The following is a 25,123-nucleotide window of genomic DNA, read 5'->3' on the forward strand; positions in this document are numbered from 1 at the left end:
GCTGAACCTCGATAAATTTAAAGGAAAGGTATTGAGCATCACTTTTAATTACAATCAACCCGATGAAATGAAGCGCTTGCTGGAGCGGATTAACAAGCAGGATCCAAAAAAAGTACATTTCCTTATCGTGCAGCTTAAAGGATCAGGTTATGCGCCATCAGGCATTATAAATGAACTGAAAAAACTTGCCCAGGTAACCTTTGTAGAGGTTTCGGAAAATAATGAGGAATTAAATGATCTGGTAATGTTGGAATATTTTGATATCAAAACCTTTGTTCTGGATCCCGAACTCAATATCATAGAGGATAACATTAACGATAGCCCCAATGAGCTTCCACAGGATAAAAATTTTGAAGAAGCAATACAAAAAGCATTAGCACCCAAAAAAATGAGCCGGCAGGATAAAGCTGAGCTGATTAAAATAACAGTATGGAGCCTTGGCTCCATACTGTTTGCCGGTTTGGGCTTTCTGCTCATCTACCGCACGAGGCTTTCGGCCATTAAAAGAAAGGAATTACTAAAAAGACAGATCAAAGAACTCGAAATCAAAGCGATCCGTTCGCAGATGAACCCACACTTTATGTTTAATGCACTGAATTCGATCCAATCGCTTATTAATGGCGGGCAGTACAAAGAAGCAAATATTTATCTCGAAAAATTTTCGCTGCTGATGCGAAGGGTGCTTAACAATTCGGAAAAAAGCTTTGTAAGCCTTTCAGACGAGCTTGAAGCCGTTTCACTTTATGCCGAACTGGAAAAACTCCGCTTCAATTTTGTGTTTAATCTCTCGGTTGAAAACGAAGTCAACAGCGGGCTTATCGAAATACCCGGCATGATTATTCAGCCACTTGTTGAAAACGCCATTATACATGGCATTGCGCAGATGGGAAAAGCGGGTACACTGGATCTGCGGATTAGCAGAACAGGAGTTTATTTAAGGGTTGAAGTAACCGACAATGGTGTAGGGCTAACAGAAAAAACAGGCGGAAAAACAACCGGATTAGGCCTTAAACTGGTTAGAGAGCGCCTATCTCTTTTAAATGCGCAGGGTGAGGCTGGGAAACTGGAGATAATCCCTAATTTAGGACCTGGAGCAAAAGGCGTAACAGCGGTACTTAGTATTCCGCTTGACTAGAAAATGTTTGAAAAGTAAGCAGAAAGCGAAGCGAAATTACAAATGAAAATCAGTACCATTCTTATCGACGATGAGGCAAGAAGCAGGCAAAATCTAAAACAGCTACTGGATGAATACTGCCCGAATATCGAGATTGTTGCCGAAGCTGGTTCGGCTACCGAAGCGCTTGCCCTTATTATTAAACATCAGCCAGATCTGATTTTTCTCGATATTGAGATGGGCGAGTTTTCCGGATTTGATCTGCTTAAGATGCTCCATGCGCCACAAACCTTCGAACTTATTTTTGTTACTGCTTTTGACAGATATGGTATCCAGGCGGTAAAGGCCTGTGCCCTAGATTACCTGCTCAAACCCATCAATATAATGGAGTTGTGCAGCGCGGTTAACAAAGCTTCAGGCCAGATCGGCCCAAAAAAGGAAAATGAAAGACTGAGGGAGCTGATGGCCAATATCGACCGTAAGGAAGAAGAACAACGGATTGCAGTACCGCTTGCCGATAAGATTGAGTTTATCCCTGTTGCCAAAATTCTGCGATTGGAAGCCGAGGGGAATTATACCCACTTTTATCTTGATGAAGGCAAACACCACCTGGTATGCAGAACGTTAAAAGAATATCAGGAACTTTTAGAAGGACATCAGTTTGTGCGTACACATCAATCGCATCTCATCAATTTTAAAAAGATTACTGCCTACGTGAAAAAAGACGGTGGATATATCTCGATGGAAGATGGCAGTACTGTTCCCATTTCCAGGCAAAAAAAAGATGAGGTGCTCTCGCGTATCCTGCGTTGATTTTTTGCGTATCCAAAACAACCGATCGAATGCTTTTTTTAGGTTAAAGTTTTAATGGTATATAAATGGAAAATTTCTTGTAAAAAATATGTTCGCACTCCCGATTTCATAAGAGCAGATCGGGTGCTGTTCCGATCTGCTCAAAAAATTTAATAGAAAATAATCAGTTCCGATGAGTTAATTAGCAGTTAATATCTGCCACTGACCATCGTTTTGAAAGTTAAAATCGTAGATTATCGCATCTGCACTATTTGATGTAGATCCATTTTTAATGCAGAGCGTTTTTCCTAATGTGTTCACATTTACGAAACGATAGTATCCACCTTTGCAGGGTATGATATGCCATTTTTGGTTGAAACCATTGTTCCAGTTATATTGGGCTACAGTGGCACCCTGATCTCGTGAGGCCCCCGGTACTTCCAATGTTTTTCCGCTGTTTACATTCACGATTCTAAATTCTCCACGACCAAGGTTGGTAATTGTCCAACGCTGGTTGTTACCTCCACTGTAATCAAATTGCTTAACCGGTGCGCTATCGTTTTGCGACCAGCCATCAACTTCCAAAGCTTTGCCTGAATTACGGTTGATGATTTTTACCTGTCCGTTAAAACTAACTGCAGGAGATGAAGATGTACTGCCTGTTGAAGTATTAATCGACCACTGATCGTACCATGGAAGCGACACTGATGTTCCGGAAACCGTTAAAGGCAAAATTACCAACCGGGAAGTAGAAAAGTTCCCATTATTCCACCTATCACCCAGATACAAAAAGGTAGTTTTGCTTGAGCCTTGTACAGGTAAAACATTGGTAACCTGCGATTGATAGGTTCTTGCGCCTGAAGCAGCAAGTAAACCTCTGTTTGTCCAGGGACCAGCTAAGGATGTTGCAGTATAATACTTGTTATCATTCGCATCCCAGCCCGAACAATTTGATTCCATTAGGTAATAGGTACTGCCCGATTTAAATAAAGCATGCCCCTCACAACCAACATTTGATCCTTGAAATACCGTCCTAACATGTCCGGTGTATGATGAGTTTAGTTCCATAATGGCTACCTGCGAATTACCGCTTACACTGCTGATCATGTAAGCTTTCCCATCAGTATCTTTAAAAACATTCATGTCTTTACTATCCAAGCCCAAAGGTCTGTAATGTCCTTTCCAGCTGTAATTGCCTCCTATGGTGCTACTGGTTGCATAACCTACTTCAGATGTGGCATAAGCATTCCAGCCTTCGTAATGTACCCATAATATAAATTGGTTTGTGCTTGTATTATATAATAATTTGGGTCTTTCTACTACCGAACCACTTGCGACATCTGCATGTGAAGAATTTTTGAGAATGGCGTTTACGAACGTCCAGGTTTTAAGATCGGGCGATGAATAAAGGTTTACAGCTTTAAATGTATAATTGTTAGCCGAACGATCCATGCCCCATAGATAAAAGAGGTTGCCAACCTTAATAATTCCGCCTTCTACCGCATATACAATGTTCCCATTGGTATCATAAACATCTCCTCCGGTATAAAATGTGGCGCTGGGATCGGGGGCGAAATTAACAGCACTTAATTTGTCATTTTTGCTTTTACTTATTTGCTCAAGCTCTGGTTCATCGGGTTGTGTTTTACGGCAGCTCAAGGCCACGAAAATTAACAATAGGGGCAAAAACATTGCCGTTAACATTTTTACTGTTTTCATAACTGGTTTTTTTATATATGGTTAGGTTTAATAATTGTTCTGAAGGATCAGTACATAAGGGCAGGTAACAGGATTTTTATCATATTTTACAGATTGTAAAGCACAGATAAAGAATTTTGATTCTCATGTGTTTTAAAGTTTAATATTTGGTTAGCCTGTGGTTTTGTGCTGACAGAAGTTCACTACTAGAACTAAAGCCATTTTCCACTATTATCTGTAACTAAATTAGCGCAAACACATAACCGCTGTGAGGGGCAAATTCTTCAAAGAAGAGGGGTAAAAAGGGCTAAATGAGTCGAAAAAGAATTTTTTGAGGCTATTTTAACTAATTGAATATAATTGTAGTAATACTTTTATGTTGTAAAATTTAGTTTCATACTCTGGCTAAATAAGGTATTTGAAGGTCATCAATAGTTCAGGAATTAAACTTGTATGAATAGCCAAACTAAATTATTAGTCTGAATTTTAAGCTGTTCGGGTTAATTTTTCTACTCAGATGCAACATTCTCCAAATTTTTGCATCTAGTAGATAGAGCGATGCAGAAATGTTTGCATACCGGAAAATTTTTATGAGCAGATACCTATTATTCATCTGTATTGCCCTGCAATGCAGTTTTACGCTAAAAAGCGCCCTGGCACAAGACAATAAGCATCAGGTTACAGGTGCAATTGTAGATAGCCTTAGTCAAAAAGCTGGAGAATATTTTACCGTGGTACTTAAAAAAGATTCGGTAGTAATTAAAAATGCTGTTTCTGATATCCATGGTAAATTCACTTTTACCGGTATTGCTGAAGGGCAATATACACTAATCCTTGGCTCGTTGGGGTACAAATCAAAACAGCTTAAATTAAAAATAAACCAGGATGTTGATCTGGGCAGGATTATAGTAAGTCCTTCGGGTAACGAGCTTAAAGAAGTTTCGGTAGCCGGGAGCAGGCCTATTATTAAACAGGAGCCCGATAGGATCGTTTACGATATCCAGGCCGATGTAGAAAACAAGGTACTTTCTGTTTTGGATATGATGCGCAAGGTGCCTTTACTGTCGGTTGATGCAGATGATAATGTGAAACTTAAAGGTACCGGCAATTACCGCATCCTGATTAATGGTAAACCCTCGGGTATACTGACCCGCGATCCGAAAGAATTTTTGAAAAGCATGCCTGCCTCGGGCGTACAGAAAATTGAAGTGATCACCACACCGCCTTCAAAATACGAGAGCGAAGGTTTATCGGGTATTATCAATATCATTACTTCTCGGAAGATGGAAAATGGTTACAATGGTAATCTTAATGTGCGCCAGCAGTTTCCGGGCGGACCAAGCGGAAATTTAAACCTGACCATAAAACAGGGAAATTTTGGTGCAAACCTATATGGTGGTACCGGTATATGGCAGGTTGATGGGGTGAAAATGAGCGATGTGCGGAACAGCAGGGGAACAGCTGTGCCATCGAGCCTGTATTCTTTGGGTTTCCAGAAAATAGATAACAGATGGGGCTGGGGAGGAGGTGAGCTGAGCTACGAAATCGATTCGCTCAATCTGCTTACCGTAGAAGTAAATCCTTATGGCGGTTATAACCAGCAGGACCTTAACCAGCATTTCGATATCAGGGACGGAGCAGTATTATCGGGTTATGATATGGATAGCCGTACCCGGTACGAATGGAGCGGAACAGATTACACGTTAAACTATCAGAAAGGATTTAAAGATAAAAAGGAACACCTGTTAACGTTTTCTTATAAATTCTTCGATAATTCGGAACCTCAAAGCAACGATGTGATGTTCAATAACAGGATTAACTTTACCGGTTTAAATTATAAACAGGATAATACCAGCACATCAAAAGAACACACGGCACAGATCGACTATATCAATCCTTTTAAAAAACTCACTGTTGAGGCAGGAGTTAAAGCCATTATCAGAAACGGAGAAAGTAATTTCCAGTACCTGAATTTTAATGCTGCGCAAAATGATTATTTGATTGATCCCGCGCAAAGTAATGTATATGAAAACCAGCAGGATATTTTCGGCGTGTACAATACTTATACGCTAAAACTTAAAGATTGGACTTTTAAGGCCGGAGGGCGTTTAGAGGGGACTTATGTAACCGGTACTTTTGAAAGTACAAACTCGAGCGTAAAATCTAACTATTTTAATCTTATCCCTTCTGTTTCTTTCAACCGTACGCTAAAAAATAGCCAAAGCCTTAGTTTGGGCTTTACACAAAGGATCCAAAGGCCCGGAATCTGGGATCTGAATCCTTTTGTGGATAAATCGAAGCCAAATTTTGAATATTTTGGGAACCCGGATCTGAAAGCTACGCTGAGCAACAATTTCGAATTAACCTATAGTAATTTTAAAAAAGGATCGCTCAACCTGAGTTTAAGCTACAATTTTTCCAATAATACGCAGCAACAGGTATCAGAATACATTGCTGCCCAAAACCTTACCCGTGTAACTTCTTTTAACATCGGTAAAAATAAACTCCTGGGGCTTAATGCCAACTTTAATTATCCGATTACGGCAAAATGGAACCTTAACGCCAGCGCCAACCTGAACTACATATGGCTGGAAGGAATGATTAATGGTGTGTTGACGAAAAATAACGGCCTAACAGGCTATGCCAATCTAAACACGGGTTACAAATTCGAGAAAAACTGGAAAACAAACCTATCGTTTAACTATGGTGCACCTGATGTAATGTTACAGGGCCAATCCAACAATTATTATTTTGTAGCCGTTAGCGGCAGTAAGGACATCATCAAGGATAAACTTACCCTATCGACCATGGTTGCCAATCCCTTTAAAAAATTCAGGGCTTATAGAAATTATACCGAAGGAACAAATTTTACACAGGAACGTATCCGCGAAAATCCCTTCAGACGCATCAATGTGAGCATGAGCTGGAAATTCGGAAAACTTAAAGGTTCTATCAAAAAGAATGAGCGGAGTATCAATAACGACGATACGAAGAAATCGGCCAATTAATTCGGCTCGAATGTATTTGTATGTCTGATTAAAAACAGCAAAATTATATAACGGAATTGCAAAATTGTATAAAGTTTTTGCGGCTTTAAGTTGTTATTTGCGGTTATGAAAGTTGTTGCGATGTTTATGGTGATCTGCATGTGCCTGGTTTCGGTATCATACCGGTCAGTTCAGGCCATGCAATACGGTAAACCATCGATATGCTGTATACATGCCGGCCGTACCGGCCCATGCAAATCGCATAAAAGCGATAAGGCGGCGGCGATGTGCCTCACCAGGTTATGTTGTAATGTAGTGGGATTTACCACAAACACACCCGTTAACATTGGAGCTATCGCTCCTATAGATCTTAAAAGCAGCGCGGTTAACCCTGGGCACGAAAGTCCAATCGATTTTTCATACCCGTTCTGGCAGCCACCAAAAGTAGTGTTGTAATTGATTATTAGATTAACCTCTATTTATTTATTCACAACAAAAAAAAATCAAAATGAAAAAGTTTCTTATCATCACTTCTGTGATGTTGATCGGCCTGAGTACATATACTTTTGCCGGCAATACGCCATGCTGTAACCGTAAAATGAACAACTGTAATAAATGTTCGGTATCCTGTACCAAAGGGGTGTGCGAAGATTACTGCAGTAAGCAGTGTAAAGACACTGGTGGATGCAAAAAATGTAAATAATGCAAAAGGCGGAGATTTTTTCTCCGCCTTTATTGTTTGTAACCGTTCAAAATCGTTTTTAGCTTTCAAGTTTATAGATAAACTCTTCAATTTCGGCCTGCCTCGCATTTGCAAAACCAACATCGGAACCAACTTTTATAAAACCACATTTTTCCAAAACCCTTTGCGAGCCAAAATTGTCAAAGGCTACACGGCCAAAAATTGGCCTGCTGGGCTCTATCGAAAGAAATTGTTGCAGGGCTGTAGTTGCAATGCCCTGTTTCCAAAAGCTTTTATCGATCCAATAGGTAATTTCGTTATCCCCATGCATTACAAACTTGGCAACACTGCCAACAATAGCACCGTTTAAAATGATAGTTTGGTTGTTTATAGTAGGATCGGCCAATAGCCTGGTATATTTACTTAGGTATGCTGGTTTATCCGTAGGGTCTTTTGGCATAAATGCAGCCAGGTATCCCGCCTCTTTATCCGTCTGGAACTCAAAAAGATGCTCGAGGTCGGCAGTTTCCGTTTGCCTTAGTTTTAAATCAATTTTTTTGTCCATTATTTTTGAAATTAAAAAAAATAATTGGTTTATGTTTTTTTTAGCTTGGATTAGAATGATATCGCAACAGATCCTTCGGCTCCGTTACCATCAACATCATATTAAATAAAAAGGCTCGTCATTGCGAGGTACGAAGCAATCTTAATGCATATGTTAGGTAGCGATCGTTGTAAGATTGCTTCGTACCTCGCAATGACGAATTTGGCGGCTTACGAGTGCACTAGGATTCTTCTGTTATTAATATTGATTTTTTTGCAATAAATTATTCCTCAGGTTAACAAATTGCATGCGGCAGATACCATAAGGAACATTAAATCCAATTTACATAGCTTGGAACCATTTACCATTGGTTATATTAAATTGATCAATGATTTATTGATGTTCCTAAGTGAATAACATTAAGCGTTGTTTTGTCTGAAACTCAGAAAAGTTCTTGATTGTTTTTATTTCAAACCCCTCTCTTTCAACAGCTCTTCCAATTCTTTGCTGTTGTATTTTGGTTTATTGATGAGTTTGTAAGCGAAAACAATAGGGATAAGTGTTAAAAAGCCAAAGCTTTTTTTTACCACACTGAAAACGATAACCCCAGCCAAAAAACCGATCAATGCAGCATTGATGATTTTTTCTGATTTTACTTTTTTTGCTTCCTTTAATAATTCCTGATCTGTTAATTGCGCTAATTCTTTTTGTGTCATTTGGTTTTTAGGAAATAATTGCCCTGCGGGCAGGTTTACCATCATTTTGTTAATATTCAAATATATGGATTACCCTACTTACAAAAAACTTCCATATCCTTAATATTCTGAAAGGAAAACCTAATTTGGCACTTAACCCGCCGCGCCCCTGTTAAAACCTACTGTATCTCTATAAAATTGCGGTGAAATATCTGTTTTACTTTTAAAAAAACGGCTAAAGTAAAACTCATCTTCATAGCCCAGTTCGTAAGCAATTTCCTTAACCGTTTTATTGGTGAGGTATAATTCCCTTTTGGCTTCTACAATAATCCGCTCGGTAATCAGATCCGAAAGTGTTTTATTAAAATGGTTTTTGGTAATCCTTGCCAGCGATTTTGTGGCGATATTAAGCAGGTCGGCATAATCGCTGGGCGAATGTTTAAACCTAAAATTTTCTTCAATGGCATTTCTCAGTTGCTGCACCAACAACAGTTGTTTGCTGCCGGTTGTCACGGTGTCTTCAATGTGCTGCTGTTCCAGTTTTATCCTGGTGGCAAGCACCAAAAAAATCTTCAGGTAGGAAACGATTACCTCATCCCGCCGCAATCCTTCCGTTTTTAGCTCTTCGGTAATTTCCTGTACGAAATTTAACAGGGTGTTTTTCGAACTTTCGGGTAACCAGATAAAAGGCTGCTGATAAACATTATTGAAGAGGATACCATTACTTGCAATTTCTTTGTGATGTCTGTAAATGCAGAAAAAATCGTGGTGGAACTGGATCGAAACCCCTCTTAACGTTCCTTTCGATTCAAGCATAAATGGCTGGTAGGGATAAAAGGTAAACAGGGTATTCTCCTTAAAAGGATACTCGCAAAGGTCTACTTTGGCCACGCCTTCACCCGAGGTAATCATAATGAGGGTAAAATAATTGTTCCGCTGGATGTGGTCGAAATAACTGTTGTTATCAAATTCGAAAACCTTGAATGACAGGTTTCCATTCTGTTGGTTGGTAAGGGTATAAACAGATTGTACCAGCATATTAAGGTGTATTTAAGGTTTTCAAAAAATGTTCGTTAAGTGCATTACACTCATCCAGGCATATGCCGGTTGTTACCTTTGGTGCAGTTCCCCATTTTGGAACAGTTGCTGTAGATAACACACCGAACTCGGAGGTAAAACCGCCGACAAAAGGAACAGAAAGCCCGTATACTATTTCAGCTATTTTATGGTGCCTGATCATGTAAGAACACATCAAACAGGGTTCGTGCGTGGTATATAGCTGTGCCGAACCGAGTTTGCCCGAGTAGCCATTTTTAACGGCATCCCTAATGGCCATTATCTCTGCATGGTTGCTAATGTCGCCGGTTGATTTTCCCGACTCGATACCTTTGCCAATTACTTCGCCATTTAACACAATCAGCGCCCCAACAGGCGGATTGCCCGTTTCCAGCGCTATTTTAGCAAGGCTAAGGCATTGGTGCATGTAATTTTCAGCTTCCTCTTGCATTATTTTTTTAAGTTCTATTTCCATATCCGGTGGATGGATTGGTGGATATAAAGATATAGCTATTTCATCCTCTGCGGAATGGATAATTTTTACAATCTAATGGATGAATTTTCAAATCTGCTTGATAAAGCCGAATGGTTGCCGTGGTAAGTCGTAAAACAAGAAGCAGTTTCAACGGAATAAACTTTATACGATAGTTTTTGAACTTTTTATGAAATCCCTCCCTTAAGCGGGCCTCTACCTTTGTGTAGCAAAAAAAAAGAATATGAAAATGTTTTATTTCACCGATCCGATGTGTTCGTGGTGTTATGGTTTTAGCCCAGTTGTAAAAAAGTTAAAAGAAAACTATCCCGGTATTGATCTGGAAATTATATCCGGTGGATTTTCACCGGGAAGCAAGCAGGTTGTTGACAATGAATATAGGGCGTTTCTTGAATATCACTGGCACAATGTACATGCAAGGAGCGGCCAGTATTTCGATCATTCGATGAAATTCGTTAGCGAAAACTTCTGTTATGATACAGAACCTTCAAGCCGTGCATTAACGGTAGCACAGCAATTATTACCAGGTCAGGAGTTTGAGTTACTGAGCCTGATGCAAAAGTCGTTTTATGCTGAGGGAAAAGATATTACCGATGGACTTGTACTGGCAACATTGGCCGAAGAAATGGGCATTGAAAAGAATACCTTTCTCGAAAGTTTTAAATCGGAAGAAATGAAATTGAAAACGCAGCAGGGATTTCAGTTTAGCCGACAACTGGGTGTTCAGGGCTTTCCAACACTGCTTACATTGGAAGGTGGAAAAGTTAAGGTAATCAGCCCCGGATTTCAATCTTACGAGCGAATAAAAACGGTTGTGGATGATTGGATCAGTAATATCATTGCACCCGGATTAAATAACGGGCAGTTATGCACAGAAAATTCGTGCGGATGTTAAAATGCCGGAGGTACTATTATCCTTTTAAAAATCCCTAGCCATGTCTACAACAAAATCCTTTCCCCAATTTATAGAAAAACTTGCCACCAGGCTAAAAAAGCCCCTGCCCGGCGAAACGGCCCATCAGGTTATGGAAGCTTTGTCGGCATCGTGGCTTAGTTCCGAACCCAGCGAAAGTACCCGGAGGAGCGCTGTACTGATTTTATTGTATCCCCACGAAAACGAAATCTATTTTCCTTTGATTTTGCGGTCATCATACCGTGGCTTGCATTCCGGCCAGATGGCTTTCGCCGGTGGTAAGTACGAACAAAGCGATGGTGACCTAATCTCTACAGCGCTGCGGGAGGCACAGGAGGAAATTGGACTTGATCCTGCAGGGGTAAAGATATTAGGGGTTCTGACAGAGATTTTTATTTTTCCAAGTGATTTTCTGGTTCTTCCCGTTATCGGATACTGTGCCAGCAGACCAACCTTTTTGCCCAATGAACGCGAAGTGGAGGCTATTTTTGAAACCCCGCTATCTTATTTTTCCAAACCCGGCATTGTTGGTTGCAGCGAAATCCAGATTCCGGGCGAGCTGGTTTTAACGCCGCATTACAAGGTAGAGGGGCATAAGGTATGGGGAGCCACGGCCAAAATGATCCATGAGCTTTTGCTGATTCTGGGGGAATAATTTGATGTTGGGGATACATCAAAATTCATTTATCAGTTCGCGTTCCGGTATTCGTTCGGCGTACGGCCAACCCTATTTTTAAACAACCTGATAAAGTGCTGGGGATATTTGAAACCAAGTTCGTATGCGATTTCGCTCACGGTTTTATTGCTGTCGAAAATTTTATCCTTGGCAACATCAATAATTTTGGCCTGGATAAACTCCTGGGCTGATTTGCCGGTTTCTTTTTTAATCAGATCGCCAAAATAATTTGCCGAAAGGTGAAGTTCCTCCGCACAATAGGCAACCGATGGAAGACCGATTGAATAAGGTTTTTCCGATCTGAAATAGCCGTTCAGCAGTTCCTCAAAATTTTCGAGCATACCTTTGTTTACGGCATCGCGGGTAATAAACTGGCGGTCGTAAAATCGGTCGCAGTAATTCAATAACAGTTCGATGTTGGAAGCAATGAGTTTTTTACTGTGCTTATCGATAGATTGCTGAAGTTCGGTATCGATTTTGGCAAACAGATCGAGTACAAGCTGGCGTTCTTTTACCGATAAATGTAATGCCTCGTTGGTGTGGTAGCTAAAGAAATTATAATCGCTTAAGATTTTTCCGAGAGAGGTACCACGGATCAGATCGGGATGGAATACCAGGCCATGCCCAACAGGCTGATAATAATCAACTTTGTTTTCTACATCAATGGTTTGCCCCGGCGAAATGAAAACCAATGTTCCCGCCTGGAAATCGTAATAATGCCGGCCATATTTCAGGTCGCCGCATTTTACATCTTTTAAAAAGATACAGTATAACCCAAAGTTCATTTTGGAACCTGTGCGTTCATGGGCTTTCGAAAAATCGATTACGCTTACCAACGGGTGATGCGTTTCATGATTATTAAAAGCATTGTATTCACTGATCGTATCAAAATTAAATTCCTTTTCCATACGCGATGTCTTTGCTCATACAAACTTAAACAATTTGGAACGCTTGTTATCCTAACTTATAGTCGATCAGTAATATTGGTAGTAAAAGCAGGAATCTGTCTACTTTGTTGGCGCATATAGAACCGATATTTGTAACAGGATAAGAAAACACAGATCAGAGAATGGAAACAGTTAGGTTAAATAACGATGTAGAGATGCCGCTTTTGGGCTTTGGTGTATTTCAGGTAATCAACATTAACCGTTTATGAAAGGGAAAACAAGTAATTATTTTAGTGCAGTATGTTTACTCACATTTTGTTGTACAACCCTTTGGGCACAGGAAAAACGCAACCAAAAGCCTTTAATCATTGCAGCGCAGGGTACCTTTTCTGCAGGTGGTACGGTTGTTAAAAGTGATGGACTGTTCGATGCCCTTAAGCCGTGGAATGTACAGCAGGGCGGACAAACACGGCACGGAGACCATGCCGATGTTTTTTATCAGATCCCACAGAAGGCAAAACAATATTCAATGGTTTTTCTTCATGGTTATGGCCAAACCAGGAGGAGCTGGCAAACCACCGCCGATGGCAGGGAGGGATTTTATGACCTGTTTTTAAGGAAAAACTTTGGTGTATATCTTGTTGACCAGCCCGGGCGTGGTGAAGCCGGACAAACTACAAAGCCAGGGCAGATTGCGGCGGTACCCGATGATCAGATCTGGTTTACCCAGTTCCGTATCGGCCTGTATCCGGCTTTTAATGATGGTGTCCAATTTCCAAAAGATAGTTTATCCCTTGACCGGTTTTTCAGGATGATGAGCCCGAATACCGGTACTGTGGACGAATCAACCATAGTGAATGCCATGTCGGCTGTTTTTGATCAATCAGGTGATGGTATTTTATTTACACATTCTGCCGGTGGGGCTCCCGGTTGGAAAACTGCGGTTAAAAATCATCATGTAAAGGCAATTATTGCCATCGAGCCAGGCGGCTTTGTTTTTCCCGAGGGCGAAGTGCCGGAGGGAAACCGTGGCGGCAAAGGACTGCCCCTTAACGAATTTATGAAGTTGACGAAAATCCCCATCGTGGTTTATTTCGGAGACTTTATTCCAAAGGATGAAACTAATGCTGCGTCGTTAAATTTTTGGCGTAATGTATTGGCCACGGGTAGGCAATGGGCCAAAGTGGTAAATGCACACGGGGGTGATGTTACCATCGTCCACCTGCCCGAAATCGGTATCAAAGGGAATACACACTTCATCATGTCTGATCTGAACAATACAGAAGTAGCAGATGTAATTACAAAGTGGCTAAAGGAGAAAAAGCTGGATAAATAATAAACATATTAAAAATGAAGAGACTAATGATTGCCCTTACCATGGTATTTGGGCTAAGTGCCGATATCAATGCCGGGGAACCAAAAGCTACCCAGACATTAACCATTAAGCAGCAAAAACTGGTGATCATTTCATCGTTAACGGCAAAAGGAAACCTCGATGACCTTAAAATAACGCTTAATTCAGCATTAACATCGGGCCTCACGGTAAACGAAATTAAAGAAACCATTGTTCACCTCTATGCCTACTGTGGTTTCCCGCGCAGCATCCGTGGCCTTCAAACCTTTATGGCCGTACTCGAAGAACGCAAGGCCAAAGGCATTAACGATAAGCAGGGGGCTGTAGCAACTCCGGTAAAAGATAAACGCAGCAAATATGAACGTGGCAAAGAAACCCTGGCAAAGCTTACCGGAGCGCCGCAAAATGGAGCCCGCACCGGTTACGCGGCATTTGCGCCCGAAATAGAAGTGTTCCTCAAAGAACATCTTTTTGCCGATATTTTTGAGCGCGATATCCTCACCTATGCAGAAAGGGAACTGGTAACCATAGCAGTGCTGAGCAGTATAGGTGGTGTAGAACCCATGTTGAAATCGCATCTGGGTATCTGTCTGAATGTAGGCCTGTCGGCAGGCCAGCTGCAACAGTTTGTTGAACTTATCCGCAGTGTGGCCGGCGGAAAAGAAGCTGATGCCGCAGCTATCATATTGAATGAAGTTTTAAAAGATAAGAAGTAATAAAAGGGACATGAAAAAGACGAAAAGAATAATATCGATGATTGCATTAACCATATTAACAACAGATTACATTGCCAGGGCACAAACCATCCAAAACGCCGCCCAGGCAAACCCCTATACTTTGGTGTATGAAGGTGCCTTAACCAAAAATGAAAAAGGGAAAGTAAACATTCACCCTGTTCGCTATAAACTGAACGGTATTGATATTGCTGCCAATGTTTACACACCAGCTGGTTACAATCCCCTTAAAAAATATGCTGCGGTAGTAATTGCGCATCCGAACGGCGGGGTAAAAGAGCAAACCGCCGGTTTATATGCACAGCATTTGGCCGAACAGGGTTATATCACCATCGCTGCCGATGCTGCTTACCAGGGCGCCAGTGGGGGGCAGCCACGAAATGTGGATAAACCGGCCAACCGCATTGAAGATATACACGGTATGGCCGATTTTATTACTGCTTATGCCGGTGTAGATGCAGATCGTTTGGGCGCTCTGGGGATCTGTGGCGGCGGTGGTTATACCTTAAAAGCAGCCCAATCTGATAAGCGCTTTAAGGCTGTTGCTACTTTAAGCATGTTCAATTCGGGAGAGGTAAGGCGTAACGGTTTTATGAATACACAGGTGGCAACCATCCAGCAGCGTTTAAAGCAGGCTAGCGATGCCCGTGCTAAAGAAGCCGCAGGCGGCGAAATTGTTTATGTGGGTGCCGCCACTCCAACAGATGAAGAGGTAGCTAAAATTACAACCGATTTATACCGCGAAGGATTTGTATATTATTATCGTACACATGCACACCCTAACTCAACATTTAAATATACCATGAGCAGTTTGCTCGATCTGATGACCTTTGATGCCCGCAGCAATATGGACCTGATTAACCAGCCTTTATTGATGATTGCCGGTAGCAAAGCCGATACGCGTTATATGACGGATGAAGCGTTTGAAAAAGCCACCCAATCAAAAAAGAAAGAATTATTTTTGGTTGATGGTGCAAGCCATATTCAAACCTATTGGAAACCGGAATATGTATCGCAGATTGTAAGTAAACTAAATGGATTTTATCAAACCAACCTGTAAATGATGAACTATAAACTTAATTATATCCTGCCGGTTCTGCTCTGTCTTATGATGGGCTGCAATAGCAAAAAAAGAGATGGGGAAGCGCAACAAAGCACCCTTATTTTTCCCAAAGGGGAAAAGGTAACAAATAACAATTTTACGGGAACGGTTTACCTGCATACCATGGTTGAAGGCGACAGTTTAAACACCAACAGTGTGGGCAATGTAACGTTCGAACCCGGTGCAAGAAGTAAATGGCATTCGCATCCTGCCGGACAGATTTTAATGGTTACAGATGGTGTTGGTTATTACCAGGAAGAGGGAAAAACGAAAATGATCCTCCATAAAGGCGATGTAATTAAATGCCAGCCAAATGTGGCCCACTGGCATGGTGCCAGTGCAGATACCGCTTTTGTTCAGGTAGCCATTACCGGCCGGGAAAAAGGCCCAACGGTTTGGATGGAGGCGGTAACCGATAGCATTTATCTTTCAAAAGAAAATAATAAGCCGGGGATCTGATCTCAGATCACTTAGCTGTAAACTTATTCTCCATCGCTATCCGGATAACCAAGACGTTTTAAAAACTCCTTCCGCCAGGCGAAAACAGTTGGCGTAAAAGAAGGATGGTCAAAAATAAAATGACTGCCTTCCTGAATGGTTTTAAACTCGATAGGATTACCTGCGGCCTGCATTAAAGAGGCAAACTTTTGCGCCGAGGCATAAGGTACATTCCGATCGGCTGCGCTGTGGATGAGCAATGTTGGTGGCAGGTGTTTTCTAATCAGGTTATTGGGGGAGATCCCTTTTACCAGGTCTTTATTCCTAAGGCTTTTCCTGATCCAGGCGGTTTTCTGATCGGTTAGGTCGTATACACCGGAGTTTACCAAAAGTACATTCGGAACCGGACTAAATTTCAGATTATCGGTTTTCTCATTCCAACCGTCGGCAAGTGCTGTAGCCAGTACCAGATGCCCGCCGGCAGAATTTCCCGTCGCCACAATACGCCCCGTATCGATACGCAGTTCGTTGCCGTGCTGCCTGAGCCAACGGATGGCCGAACGCGCATCCATCACGGCTGCAAAAGGCAACGTGCCCTGCGACCCATAAATGCGGTACTCTACCGAACAGGCTATCCATCCTTTTTCAGCATATTTTCGGCAGGCCTGAAAATGCCACGAAGCCTGTCCTTCCGACCAGCTTCCACCGTGAAAGAATACAATAAGTGGCTTCTTATCCTTTTTAGCTGCACTACCTTTCTCGAAAATATGAAGATCTAAACCATAATTCCCGATTTTTTTGTATTCTACCACCCGGTGGTCTTTCAGGTCGTTCTCCGAATCGCGGTATACCCGTTCAAGCTTTGCTACCAGTGCAGTATCCCTGCATTCCTGTTTAAACGAAGCAAACAGTTTGGCAGTGTATTTAATTCCATTATGGCTAATGTGATCCATTAAAAGGCGGTACCTGTAAAAAGACCGGCACTGCTGGTTTTCGAAATATTTCGGCATTAAATGCCACTGGGCATAAAGCCGTTTATTATACAGTACCCGATACACCGGCTTATTCATTTCCTTAGCAATCTTGTAATTCAGGAAAGCCTGGATAAATGGTACCAGATCTGAGTTCTCTAATAACGAAGGGTCGTTAAATAAGGCCTGGTTCCCTTTAATTTTGTTTTCAATAATGGGGTAACTCCTTGGGCGTTCATTACTATAGGTTTCGTGCGTATCCGGAAATTCAATCAATATTTTATCGAAATACATTTTAATCTCAAATTGCTGTGCAGCAACGTAAGCAGGAGGGAGTTTTTCTTTATAAGTATTTAGCAGTGTATAAAACTGATTGGCAGCAGAATCAATCTTAGTGGTAAAATCCTTTTCAGTTAGCTGGTGGACCTTAACGAAGTTGGGGTAAAACATATCTGAGAAAGCCTTTCCGATTTTTTTCTGTGCTGCGAGGTAATTTGTCCGGATGCTATCGGGCCCAAGGTTCTCCTGTGCCTTTAATCCAAAGGTGATGCAAATGAAAGTAAAGGCAATAACTAAGTTTTTCATACACCTGTTTAGCATTATCCAAACGTAATGGATTTATCGGATTAGAGTGAGACACTAATTTAAGAATAAAAAATGGCTGGAGAAACGTAAAGGTTTTACCTGTTGGTTTAACGAAAGCACAAGTCTGGCCATTGTTTTTAGCTAGGCGCTAAGACTTGCGTTAATTGGGTTTTGAAATAATTTTTACTAAATCTAATTGGTAGAAAAGTTCCAAAAAGTTGATAAATTAGCTAGTTGACAGCTTTGTCACACTGTATAAAAATTCAATCCACAGAGAACCAAATTATGCCGGCAATTTATCATTCTTTCCTTAATCTGGTCTTTATCGGCATAATTGCCCTTTTTCCGGTAGTTAATCCAATCGGTTCCGCCTTTATCACAAGTGCTTATTTTTCCGGACTCAGTAGGGCCGAGAAACGCCGTGCGGTAGGCAAAATCACCTTATATGCATTCCTGATCTGTTCGGTTTCGCTGTTTGCCGGTCACTGGATCCTCGCGCTTTTCGGCATTTCCATTCCGGTTATCCAGCTTGCTGGTGGGATCATGATCTGTAAAATGGGATGGGAATTTCTGGCATCTGATCAAAAGACTGCAGATTCTTCGCAGGCCATGGATACAGAACAGCCGATCTCGGGTTACAGCCATATAGCAGGAAAGCTTTTTTACCCCATAACCTTTCCGGTTACCACTGGCGCCGGCACAATTTCGGTGCTCTTTACCCTAAGTGCCCACAGTGAATCGGTAAGCAGACCGGATTATTATCTTAACATCGTAGCTATACTGGTTTCCGTGATGGTGATGTGTCTGCTGATCTATATATTTTACCTCAACACAAAATCCATCATCCATTTTTTGGGAACCAACGGAGAAAATATTGTCAACCGCATTTCTGCATTCCTGATCTTTTGCGTAGGCCTGCAGATCGCAACGACGGGTATAAAAATCCTGTTTAAGATTTAAAAGATTTATTGTACGATCTCTCACAACTTCAAGGAATAATGTTCTCTTTCTTGCTGTAAGCTATTAAATGAGCACGCGAGGAAATTAATGTGAAAAAGAATTTCAAGCACCTAATCTTGTCAAGCTGGCTAGTCTTTCAAGGTGAGTGTTAATAAAACTTATAGATACTTTAAGTTTTCGATGTATTTCGTCGATTGTAAAACCTTCCCTTAACATTATTACAGTGAGGACGTTCAGGCAATTTCCTTTAATTTCAGGTTTCCTGTGTTTTAAATGAGGTTCAATGTAGGGAATTGCACTCGTTGTTCCGATATACATTAATGCGTTTATTAATGAATTTATATCAGCATTATTTATTGTTGAACTTAGCCTTTGCGTGAGAAAGTGTTCTGCATTTTTCTCACTATTTGTAACTGCCTCAAATGCAGCCCTCCTGATATTCGAATTACGACTGTTTGTTAATTTATAAATTTCATCAGTATTCAAACTGTATGGTTTGTAAAAGTCTGCAAGCCTGTTAAGAAGCAATATTAAAATCGCAGTATTCCTTTCTTTGTCAAGACATTTTAACAGATAGGATTTTGCGTTTATATCATTTGTATTTTTTGCATTATATCCTAACAAAAAATAAGCGCAATGTTTTTTATCTGGTTCGCCATTTTCAATTATGAAGTAAAGTTCTTCGAACAGCTCTACCCTGTTAATCTCTCTTGCTTCTTCGTATGCTTTCCAAGACTCAGTTTTAATACTTTCATATAAGCCTTCTAATTTTACTTCATTTTTGCGGTATGAATTATCAAGCATTCTTTCAATCAGTTCTGATGCAACAGTCGTCATATACGTAGATTTTTTAAAAATTTGATTTCCAATTAGCTACTCAAAATGTTCTTCAACATTAACTAGTGTTTCACAGTCACAGAAACCATTGTTATCTAACAACCAACTGATAACATCATCAATGTTATCTATAGCAATTAAATTTAAAAATCTTATAGTTAAACAATGATCATCATTGCATTTCTCCTTTTGTAGAGCTAAATCTAAATAATCGAACAAACTTTTGAATTTGTCAATGGTCATCGGAAGGCTTTCTTCAAATTCCTTTTGTGCTTTTAAACGGAGCTCATTCCGTATTTGCTTTCGCATATCTTTATCTGCCATTTGATTAATGCACCTATGGAAATCTATAATTTACTAGATCTAGCCCTCCTTGTCGAAAGTCTTAGTGAAAGGGAAATGTAATGCACGATTTGTGCATCAGCATATCCAACAAACTAACTTAAAAAAAATATACCGATTAAAAAAGCCCATCTTTCGATGAGCTTTTAATCAGTAGGGGCAATCCGCAAAAGTGCAATCTTGCATGCGCACTGCGAGGCCATAGTAAATTTTGAAAAAGTGTAAGAATAAAGTTTTGGACCTTACTGTTTTAAATTGCGACTGCTTGGTTTATCTTAGTGATATGAAATTATCAGCTCTTATTTTTCTCATACTATTTTTTGGTACCGCAATCGATTTAAATGCGCAGCATTTGGATCAGATGACTAAACAAGTTTACCCGCCGTTTGATCTTAAAAAAGATATCGATCTCGTACAAACTACACTCGAAAAAGAACATCCGAATTTATATTTATACATCAGTAAAAAAAAACTTGACTACAAATTCGACAGTTTAAGAAAAACAATAGATAAGCCGATTACCCCAATTGCGCTATATGTAAAACTGCTAAGCGTGATGAGCACAATTGGCGATGGTCATCTGAGGGTTGAACTGGATTATTCGAAACTCACTCCGCAGGACATTGCTTTTTTGAAAAAACCATCACTACAGCACCCCATTTATCAGTTCGGCTACCATGTGAACGGAAAACGGCTGTTTATTGCAAGGAATTCAACTGCCGATTCTACAATTAAAAAAGGCACAGAGATCATCAGCATTAATGAAGTGCCTGCAACAAGGTTAATTGATAGCCTTTACAGTTACATCACCAGTGATGGCTACAATACAACCTACAAAAGATATTTGATGAATAATGCAGATTTATTTGCAGAGCGTTATCGGTTTTTGTTTCCGGAAAAAGGTCCGCTAAATATTTTACTTAACTCGTCAGGTAACTCCAGGAAAATTAAATTAGAAGCACGCCTGGAGAAAGGGTTTGACAGCATTGGCATAAAGCTCCCGCCTACTACAGAATATAGGACATTAACTGCTGATCAAAATGTTGCCTATCTAAAACTCCGTACTTTTGGAAATGAACCTAACTTTGTGGGTTACGAGGGTATTTTTGCAGACATAGAAAAGCATAAGCCAAAAAACCTGGTTATCGATTTAAGGGGAAATACCGGTGGAGAACTAATTTGGGCGGCCAGGATTTATAGCCACCTGCTGGATATGCCCAGGTATTTTTTCAAACTTCCTGATGAGATCAGACAACAGAAAAAGCTGTACAACGATCCGAAAATAAGAAACTGGGTCGACAACAAGCCTATTTCCGAATACCAGATGATCCAACCTTATTCCTTTACATTTAAAGGAAAAATATACGTGTTGATTGATGGAGGAACTTTTTCATCAAGCAGCATCCTGGCAGCGAATCTTAAAAACCTAAAAAATGTAACACTTGTGGGTGAAGAGACCGGCGGCAGTAAAAATATCGTAACTGCGGGTGCACATAAAAACATTACCCTGCCCCAAAGTAAGTTGCTGCTGAAATATGGGTATGTTCCCGCTTATTATGGCGATATCACAAATATCGACGGCCGTGGTGTTATGCCGGATGTTCCGATAACCTACCAGATTGAAGATTATTTGGCAGGTAAAGATCTGGAACTGGACTGGGTATTGCAGGATATTAAAAAAAATGCGAACCCTAACAACTAAAATTAGGTGTGGATTATTACAAATTGGCAGTAAGTTCTATTGATTGCTAAAGCCTAAATCCCCGGCTTTATCTTAGAAATCCCATACGGCGAAATAAATCATTCTGGTATGTGGTTGAAGTATCAAAATTCTTCCGTCATGAAATCTTAATCCCTTTTCGCCGGAACAACAATCTTCAACATAACTATAATAGTTTGTAGTATCGTTAAGCAGTTTTATTAAATTCTCATCACCAAAATAGATGTTTTTGCCATTGTCGTAACTTCCAGAAGCAACACCTTCCGGAAAATTAAATCGAACAGCAATTCCTATTTCAGGAGGAATTTTCCCTTTGTGCCATTTTAGATTATTCCAGGGTGGACTATTATTTAGCCAGGAGTTAATCTGAGATTCAGTTGTTTTAAATACAATGCTAAACTCTCCTTCCCGCAATTCGTAATTATCACTAACCTTGATATTGCTAATAGAATCACTAATTGATAAACCAGTTCTTTCTTCAAAAACCGTTTTTGGGTCACTTGATGAGCAGCCTGAAAGTAAAAAAAATAGGATATAGAAGTATTGCCGCATTGAATGGTTGCTAACCTTTTCTCTATTTGTTTTATGGAACGTAAATCAAGTAGATGTCGACAACATAATCATTGTCTTTTTCCCTTACCTCAGTGTGAAGTACTAAATCACTTAACCCCTCATTTTTAGTAAAGAGGTCAATTAACACGTTCCAGTAATCACCATAACAAATGTAAACGGAAGTGTCCCAGGTTTCTTCTGGCAAATCAACGAGTTCCGCTCCGTATTCCTCAATGTATTCTTGTATTTGTTCCGCAGTTTCGTCTGAAACAGGATTTACATGATTTACTCCTGAACTGAGTTTGTAATCCTTATTTACAAATGCCTTAATTATATTTTTAAAAATTGGTCTCCAAACTTGTGGTATTGGAAGTTCTTCTTCTTCATTTTTTTCTACCAGGAATTCAGTCATTGTTTGTCATGTTTGTTAACGCTTAAATATAGATAACAATAAATTAGCAAAAACTTCTTGCTAAACATCAATAAAAGTCAAAATGGGTTATCAACAATTTATTGATGTATTTAACCCCAAAGCAATATCAAAAACTTAACCTTATTTGTTTAGCATAAGAATGTCTAACCAATTATCTCTCTCCTGTACAACTCCTAAATATTTATGGTACCTAAGTCCTGATGTATCAGCGGTTGCGAATTGTTCAGCTAAATCTGCATATTGCTTCGCTTTCTCATGTTGTCCTTTTTTGCTATTAAGTATTGAAAGAATTGAATTCACTTTATACTTTTCAATTGGAAACACAAGCCCCGAGTAACGTTCCAAGAGCATTTTTTCAAGCTCACCAAATAATTCCGATTTGTTTATTTTAACAACTAGCTCTGAATAGTCTAAATAAGCTTGTGTTCTAACGTTGGGATAAATTTTTTCAAAATCAAGCGCTTGCTTGTAAAAGTCGATGGCTAAATTGTAGTCTTCATTTAGTTTGTAAATGTCAGCAAGGGTGTGAAATGCGGAACCTTTGTTGAAATTGTCATCTGGATATTCAGCCAACATTTTATTGAGCAAAGTTTCAGCAACGATTAATAACTCCTTCTTTTTTGTGGCAACTAATTCAATCGCTTGAATCTTTAAATATTGCGCTCGCCTATCCTTCCTTGCTCGTCCAAGTTTAGTAAAGAATTCCTTGTCGTCAATTTTAGTCCAAGTTTTTCTTCTGTACCATTCAGTCATTTTAGTAGTCTTTATTCGTGTTTAAGCGTTTAAATTGAAAAGATTGAAAGTTGAGTTGAGCATAAGTAGCTGCTTAGCTCAACAAGATATTAATTTTACTTGAAAATAGAATATCCAAAAACTTAACCCCATCTAGCCTTAGCGTCTCGCTAAGACAAAAGGCGAAACTGATGATCAATATATCCCCAACCAAAAAAAGCATATCTTTCGATGAGCTTTTAACAGTAGCCCAAGTTGGGTAATTCCTAAATTATTTTTATCGACCAAAATTAGAAATATGGCTTTATAAATAACAAACTGAACGTTTGAAACCAATTCGTTCTATTGCAACCGCGTTATACAAAATCCGCAAGATTATTTATATTCACAAAATATCTATTAACCTTTCACTATTCATGAAAAAACTGTTAACATTGATTACCCTGTTTATCTTGGCGCAAAACGCAACAGCACAAAAAAATACGCTGAAACAGATTGCTGATAGCATTAAGGCAGAAGGGGAAACACTTTATCGTTCTGAATGGGCTTCAGGTCATAGTACACAGATTTTCACCTCAAGTTTCGGCGCGAAGAAGCGTTTATCTGGGGGATATTTTTCTTATGAAACAGAAAAAGAAATAACCACTATCTTTTTTTCTCAGAATAACGATCCAGTAGTGTTAGCGACAGTTAGGTTCCGCCATAGTTTAGACTCATCTAAATATAGAATAGACACCACAACAAGAAAATTTACCGAAATTGAAAAAGACTTATATGCCATCCGGTTAAAAGCTGCACAGGCTGTTTCAAATGACACGCTTTTTAAATTTTATGAAAATACCAGTTTAAATCTTGTTCCTATCATAAAAAATGGGGCAAAAAAAGTATATGTTATCACTGCGCAAACAGCACCGGATGAAGTGTTATTAGGAAATGATTACCTGATTAATTTTGATAAAGACAATAATATAATTGAAAAAACAAAGCTTCATAACAATCTTATTCCCTTGGGAACTGGTGGTAAAGAGGCGATAGAAGCATCTTCACATCAACACTTAGGTGAAACAAGTCCTTTTATTACTGCGACAGATATTTGTGCATTTAAACTATGGAAAGCAAAGACCACTTGGGTGATCAGTTTCATTGTCTCAGCTGGATATGTATCTGCATGGCACTTTCGCGACGAATTTTTAGAAATTCTAACACAGGCCGAATGGGAAAAAATAATGAAAAACAAATAGTATAAGATATTTACGCCCTCTCTGGCGCAGGCATACCACGTGTGTATGGTTACAACATGAGATCAATTAAAAACTCATTTTGTCTTAGCGTTTCGCTAAGACAAAAGCTAATTAATTATGGATATATCTGAAACAAAAAAAGCCCATCTTTCGATGAGCTTTTAATCAGTAGCGGGGAGCAGGATCGAACTGCCGACCTCAGGGTTATGAATCCTGCGCTCTAACCATCTGAGCTACCCCGCCGGGTTAATATTTACTAAATAACGTAAATATCGATGTGGTTATTTTTAAGAGCTGCAAATATAGAATAAATATACATTTTAATAAAAAGAAATGTAAAAAATACTTTAACGCATTGTTGTTCAGTAAATTTAAATGAGTTTTATGGTTTCAGACGTAGTGCATTAGCTAAAAAAACAGGGCTTTGTTGAGCATATAACTGAGGTTAAAAGCATATCATTTCAGAAATATTTGTAGGTAGATAACCAAAATAGTCCTACCGTGTGGACACAAATACCAATATTTTTTCCGCTCCTATGCCGCGGGGGCATGGTACTTTGGAGCGCCAAAGTACCCAAAGCGCTT

General features: G+C 39.8%; 26 protein-coding genes and 1 tRNA gene. 14 read left to right on the forward strand and 13 right to left on the reverse strand.

Annotated elements, in window-relative coordinates:
• Both B2V92_RS26120 and B2V92_RS26125 read left to right on the forward strand, forming a co-directional pair.
• On the forward strand, nt 1-1,135 hold a 1,135-nt coding region (locus B2V92_RS26120; RefSeq protein ID WP_293313755.1), incomplete at its 5' end, for a sensor histidine kinase.
• 42 nt (nt 1,136-1,177) lie between these two features.
• Nucleotides 1,178-1,927: a LytR/AlgR family response regulator transcription factor gene (locus tag B2V92_RS26125; protein ID WP_293313758.1), complete on the forward strand. Its 750-nt coding sequence runs from the start codon at nt 1,178-1,180 to the stop codon at nt 1,925-1,927.
• Nucleotides 1,928-2,104: 177 nt separating this feature from the next.
• Here B2V92_RS26125 and B2V92_RS26130 read toward each other — a convergent pair whose 3' ends face one another.
• Nucleotides 2,105-3,625, reverse strand: coding sequence for an RICIN domain-containing protein (locus B2V92_RS26130; RefSeq protein ID WP_293313761.1), 1,521 nt, complete (start codon nt 3,623-3,625; stop codon nt 2,105-2,107).
• A gap of 569 nt (nt 3,626-4,194) precedes the next feature.
• Here B2V92_RS26130 and B2V92_RS26135 point away from each other — a divergent pair.
• The 3 genes from B2V92_RS26135 to B2V92_RS26145 all read left to right on the forward strand — a co-directional run bounded on the left by B2V92_RS26135 (nt 4,195) and on the right by B2V92_RS26145 (nt 7,294).
• Complete coding sequence (locus B2V92_RS26135; RefSeq protein ID WP_293313763.1) at nt 4,195-6,612, forward strand: outer membrane beta-barrel protein; 2,418 nt, start codon at nt 4,195-4,197, stop codon at nt 6,610-6,612.
• A 105-nt stretch (nt 6,613-6,717) separates the two neighbouring features.
• Nucleotides 6,718-7,047: a hypothetical protein gene (locus tag B2V92_RS26140; RefSeq protein ID WP_293313766.1), complete on the forward strand. Its 330-nt coding sequence runs from the start codon at nt 6,718-6,720 to the stop codon at nt 7,045-7,047.
• A gap of 52 nt (nt 7,048-7,099) precedes the next feature.
• On the forward strand, nt 7,100-7,294 hold the full coding sequence (locus B2V92_RS26145; RefSeq protein WP_293313769.1) for a hypothetical protein: 195 nt from the start codon (nt 7,100-7,102) through the stop codon (nt 7,292-7,294).
• Between the two features lie 58 nt (nt 7,295-7,352).
• Here B2V92_RS26145 and B2V92_RS26150 read toward each other — a convergent pair whose 3' ends face one another.
• From B2V92_RS26150 to B2V92_RS26165, 4 genes are all read right to left on the reverse strand, one after another.
• On the reverse strand, nt 7,353-7,838 hold the full coding sequence (locus B2V92_RS26150; RefSeq protein ID WP_293313772.1) for a GNAT family N-acetyltransferase: 486 nt from the start codon (nt 7,836-7,838) through the stop codon (nt 7,353-7,355).
• 443 nt (nt 7,839-8,281) lie between these two features.
• Entirely contained in the window at nt 8,282-8,533 is a 252-nt protein-coding gene (locus B2V92_RS26155) for a hypothetical protein (RefSeq protein ID WP_293313775.1), read from the reverse strand.
• A gap of 132 nt (nt 8,534-8,665) precedes the next feature.
• Nucleotides 8,666-9,550: a helix-turn-helix domain-containing protein gene (locus B2V92_RS26160; protein ID WP_293313777.1), complete on the reverse strand. Its 885-nt coding sequence runs from the start codon at nt 9,548-9,550 to the stop codon at nt 8,666-8,668.
• 1 nt (nt 9,551) lies between these two features.
• Nucleotides 9,552-10,043: a nucleoside deaminase gene (locus B2V92_RS26165; RefSeq protein WP_293313780.1), complete on the reverse strand. Its 492-nt coding sequence runs from the start codon at nt 10,041-10,043 to the stop codon at nt 9,552-9,554.
• Nucleotides 10,044-10,284: 241 nt separating this feature from the next.
• On the opposite strand from B2V92_RS26165, the gene B2V92_RS26170 reads away from it, so the two are divergent.
• Together B2V92_RS26170 and B2V92_RS26175 are read left to right on the forward strand one after the other, a co-directional pair.
• Entirely contained in the window at nt 10,285-10,956 is a 672-nt protein-coding gene (locus B2V92_RS26170) for a DsbA family protein (RefSeq protein WP_293313783.1), read from the forward strand.
• Nucleotides 10,957-10,996: 40 nt separating this feature from the next.
• On the forward strand, nt 10,997-11,629 hold the full coding sequence (locus B2V92_RS26175) for an NUDIX hydrolase (protein WP_293313786.1): 633 nt from the start codon (nt 10,997-10,999) through the stop codon (nt 11,627-11,629).
• Between the two features lie 32 nt (nt 11,630-11,661).
• Here the strand turns inward: B2V92_RS26175 and B2V92_RS26180 are convergent, their stop codons facing one another.
• Nucleotides 11,662-12,558, reverse strand: a complete 897-nt coding sequence (locus tag B2V92_RS26180) for a helix-turn-helix domain-containing protein (RefSeq protein ID WP_293313789.1) — start codon at nt 12,556-12,558, stop codon at nt 11,662-11,664.
• Nucleotides 12,559-12,802: 244 nt separating this feature from the next.
• Between B2V92_RS26180 and B2V92_RS26185 the strand changes: the two genes are divergently transcribed.
• Genes B2V92_RS26185 through B2V92_RS26200 form a run of 4 tightly spaced genes read left to right on the forward strand, consistent with a single transcriptional unit; the run spans nt 12,803 to nt 16,186 of the window.
• Complete coding sequence (locus B2V92_RS26185; RefSeq protein WP_293313792.1) at nt 12,803-13,873, forward strand: alpha/beta hydrolase; 1,071 nt, start codon at nt 12,803-12,805, stop codon at nt 13,871-13,873.
• A gap of 14 nt (nt 13,874-13,887) precedes the next feature.
• A complete protein-coding gene (locus tag B2V92_RS26190; protein WP_293313795.1) occupies nt 13,888-14,607 on the forward strand; it encodes a carboxymuconolactone decarboxylase family protein in 720 nt (239 codons plus the stop codon).
• Between the two features lie 10 nt (nt 14,608-14,617).
• A complete protein-coding gene (locus B2V92_RS26195) occupies nt 14,618-15,685 on the forward strand; it encodes an alpha/beta hydrolase (RefSeq protein ID WP_293313798.1) in 1,068 nt (355 codons plus the stop codon).
• Complete coding sequence (locus B2V92_RS26200; protein WP_293313801.1) at nt 15,686-16,186, forward strand: cupin domain-containing protein; 501 nt, start codon at nt 15,686-15,688, stop codon at nt 16,184-16,186.
• A gap of 23 nt (nt 16,187-16,209) precedes the next feature.
• On the opposite strand, the gene B2V92_RS26205 is transcribed toward B2V92_RS26200, so the two are convergent.
• Nucleotides 16,210-17,721, reverse strand: a complete 1,512-nt coding sequence (locus B2V92_RS26205) for an alpha/beta hydrolase (protein WP_293313804.1) — start codon at nt 17,719-17,721, stop codon at nt 16,210-16,212.
• Nucleotides 17,722-18,006: 285 nt separating this feature from the next.
• On the opposite strand from B2V92_RS26205, the gene B2V92_RS26210 reads away from it, so the two are divergent.
• Complete coding sequence (locus tag B2V92_RS26210) at nt 18,007-18,681, forward strand: MarC family protein (RefSeq protein ID WP_293313807.1); 675 nt, start codon at nt 18,007-18,009, stop codon at nt 18,679-18,681.
• Between the two features lie 102 nt (nt 18,682-18,783).
• Here B2V92_RS26210 and B2V92_RS26215 read toward each other — a convergent pair whose 3' ends face one another.
• Both B2V92_RS26215 and B2V92_RS26220 read right to left on the reverse strand, forming a co-directional pair.
• Nucleotides 18,784-19,518, reverse strand: coding sequence for a hypothetical protein (locus tag B2V92_RS26215; protein WP_293313810.1), 735 nt, complete (start codon nt 19,516-19,518; stop codon nt 18,784-18,786).
• 36 nt (nt 19,519-19,554) lie between these two features.
• Entirely contained in the window at nt 19,555-19,842 is a 288-nt protein-coding gene (locus B2V92_RS26220) for a DUF2695 domain-containing protein (RefSeq protein WP_293313813.1), read from the reverse strand.
• A gap of 301 nt (nt 19,843-20,143) precedes the next feature.
• Here B2V92_RS26220 and B2V92_RS26225 point away from each other — a divergent pair, with 301 nt between their 5' ends.
• Complete coding sequence (locus B2V92_RS26225) at nt 20,144-21,562, forward strand: S41 family peptidase (protein WP_293313816.1); 1,419 nt, start codon at nt 20,144-20,146, stop codon at nt 21,560-21,562.
• 72 nt (nt 21,563-21,634) lie between these two features.
• On the opposite strand, the gene B2V92_RS26230 is transcribed toward B2V92_RS26225, so the two are convergent.
• The 3 genes from B2V92_RS26230 to B2V92_RS26240 all read right to left on the reverse strand — a co-directional run bounded on the left by B2V92_RS26230 (nt 21,635) and on the right by B2V92_RS26240 (nt 23,318).
• Nucleotides 21,635-22,132: a hypothetical protein gene (locus B2V92_RS26230; protein ID WP_293313818.1), complete on the reverse strand. Its 498-nt coding sequence runs from the start codon at nt 22,130-22,132 to the stop codon at nt 21,635-21,637.
• A 31-nt stretch (nt 22,133-22,163) separates the two neighbouring features.
• Complete coding sequence (locus B2V92_RS26235; RefSeq protein WP_293313821.1) at nt 22,164-22,544, reverse strand: DUF7668 domain-containing protein; 381 nt, start codon at nt 22,542-22,544, stop codon at nt 22,164-22,166.
• Nucleotides 22,545-22,685: 141 nt separating this feature from the next.
• Complete coding sequence (locus B2V92_RS26240) at nt 22,686-23,318, reverse strand: hypothetical protein (protein WP_293313823.1); 633 nt, start codon at nt 23,316-23,318, stop codon at nt 22,686-22,688.
• A 395-nt stretch (nt 23,319-23,713) separates the two neighbouring features.
• Between B2V92_RS26240 and B2V92_RS26245 the strand changes: the two genes are divergently transcribed.
• On the forward strand, nt 23,714-24,538 hold the full coding sequence (locus B2V92_RS26245; protein ID WP_293313826.1) for a hypothetical protein: 825 nt from the start codon (nt 23,714-23,716) through the stop codon (nt 24,536-24,538).
• A gap of 169 nt (nt 24,539-24,707) precedes the next feature.
• Here B2V92_RS26245 and B2V92_RS26250 read toward each other — a convergent pair.
• A tRNA-Met gene (locus tag B2V92_RS26250) sits at nt 24,708-24,781 on the reverse strand.
• Nucleotides 24,782-25,123 lie beyond the last annotated feature (342 nt).

The organism is Pedobacter sp. UBA5917, from assembly GCF_002432345.1.
GTDB lineage: Bacteria > Bacteroidota > Bacteroidia > Sphingobacteriales > Sphingobacteriaceae > Pedobacter.